The sequence below is a fragment of the Anaerosporobacter sp. genome, from assembly GCF_965301125.1.
The window spans coordinates 1-1,550 of record NZ_CBDLAM010000384.1 but is presented as its reverse complement, the minus strand read 5'-3'; the positions used below and the strand labels follow the sequence as shown (position 1 = coordinate 1,550).

The window sequence follows — 1,550 nt, the reverse complement described above, 5'->3', positions numbered from 1 at the left end:
GCACGGTGGTGTGAGAGGTCGGGAAATTTAGTTGAATTTCCCTCCTACTCGATTTGTGTGCCCACGAAGGCTAACCACACTATCAGGTAATGTTAAAAATCTTTTTTCCTTACAATTTTCAAGCTAATGTAGTAAGAGAGAATCCCAAATAAAGAAATACTTATCACACCGATATAAGGGAGAATTTTTATGATTGTATCTATCATTTCCTTACTTATTGATGGTAGTGAATTATTCTTAGAAATAATAATAACAACTATACTAGGAAGTGCAAAGATTGCAAATATAACCGCGCGACTATTTTCGCTACCAAGTTTGAAGAGAATCGGAAGTATTATAAAATTAAATAGTAATGCTATATAGAGAGCTACCCATAGGACTGGTGATATTGTTAGTACAAATGTACCTGATTTTAAAACTAGTTGTGTTATGGTCATAAGAATAGAACAGAGAAATCCTCCTACAGCCGTGATTAAGGCAAGTAGGTACTTGGATTGCACAAGTTTGGTTCTATTCGTTGTGGTAGTGAGTGCATAAGGAGTCCATCTCGCTTGTTCATCAAAGGAATGAGAAGAGATGGTTAATAAGCTAAAGAATAATAAATAGTAAAAACTTATGAAAGAAGCATCATATATGCCTACCACGCTATAAAATATGAGTATAGCCAATCCAATTAAAATTGATTTCTTTAATACCAGTAAATCCTTGAGTAATAACCCTCTTAACATGACTGAACACCTCCTGAATAGAATAACATGATTTCTTCTAGTGTTACCGGTGCAACATTAGAATTTGGATATTGCTTAATAAAACTACCTTTATTCTTAACCAGTATTGAAGTATTGAATTTTGTTTTCTTCTTGCTAATTATATAAGAAGAATCATACATGTCTGCATCATTACTTGGACAACAAACAATACCGTAATTATCCAATACTTCATCCTTTGTTTGTGAGAATACAATCTGGCCATCATGGATAAAGGTTATATAATCACAAATCTTTTCTAAATCTGTAGTAATATGAGAAGATAGAAGTATGCTATGTTCTTCGTCTTGAATAAAATCTAAGAAAACATCAAGAATTTGATTTCGTATAACGGGATCAAGTCCACCTGTTGCTTCGTCTAGTATTAATAACTTTGGCTTATGGCCAAGGGCAACAGCAAGGTTTAATTTCATTTTATTTCCTTTAGAGAATTCTTTAATTCTTTTATCCGTAGGAATTCTGAATTTTTCTACATAGGATTGGAAAACTGTAGTGTCCCATTCTTTATACAGATTTTTCATTATCATCTGAATATCTTTCACACGTAAGGTTTCATGAAAACAACATTCATCTAATACAACACCAATAGCTTCCTTTTGTTGTTGTGTTATATTCTTTGAGATATCTTCACCTTCAAATAATATAGAACCAGAATCAATATTAACTAGGTTTAAAATTGATTTGATAGAGGTTGTTTTACCAGCACCATTATCACCGATAAATCCCATGAAGGAGCCTTTTGGGAGTTTAAAGTTAATATTCTAAAGACTAAAGTTTGTATAC

The 1,550-nt window shown here is 32.4% G+C and carries 2 protein-coding genes; both read right to left on the bottom strand.

The annotated features are described in order from the left end of the window. Positions 1 to 92: 92 nt before the first annotated feature. Positions 93 to 728: an ABC-2 transporter permease gene (locus tag ACW2QF_RS20240; protein WP_455717817.1), complete on the bottom strand. Its 636-nt coding sequence runs from the start codon at positions 726 to 728 to the stop codon at positions 93 to 95. Beyond that, positions 722 to 1,525, bottom strand: a complete 804-nt coding sequence (locus ACW2QF_RS20235) for an ABC transporter ATP-binding protein (RefSeq protein ID WP_455717818.1) — start codon at positions 1,523 to 1,525, stop codon at positions 722 to 724. The genes ACW2QF_RS20240 and ACW2QF_RS20235 overlap by 7 nt, the downstream gene beginning before the upstream one ends. Between the last annotated feature and the right edge of the window lie 25 nt (positions 1,526 to 1,550).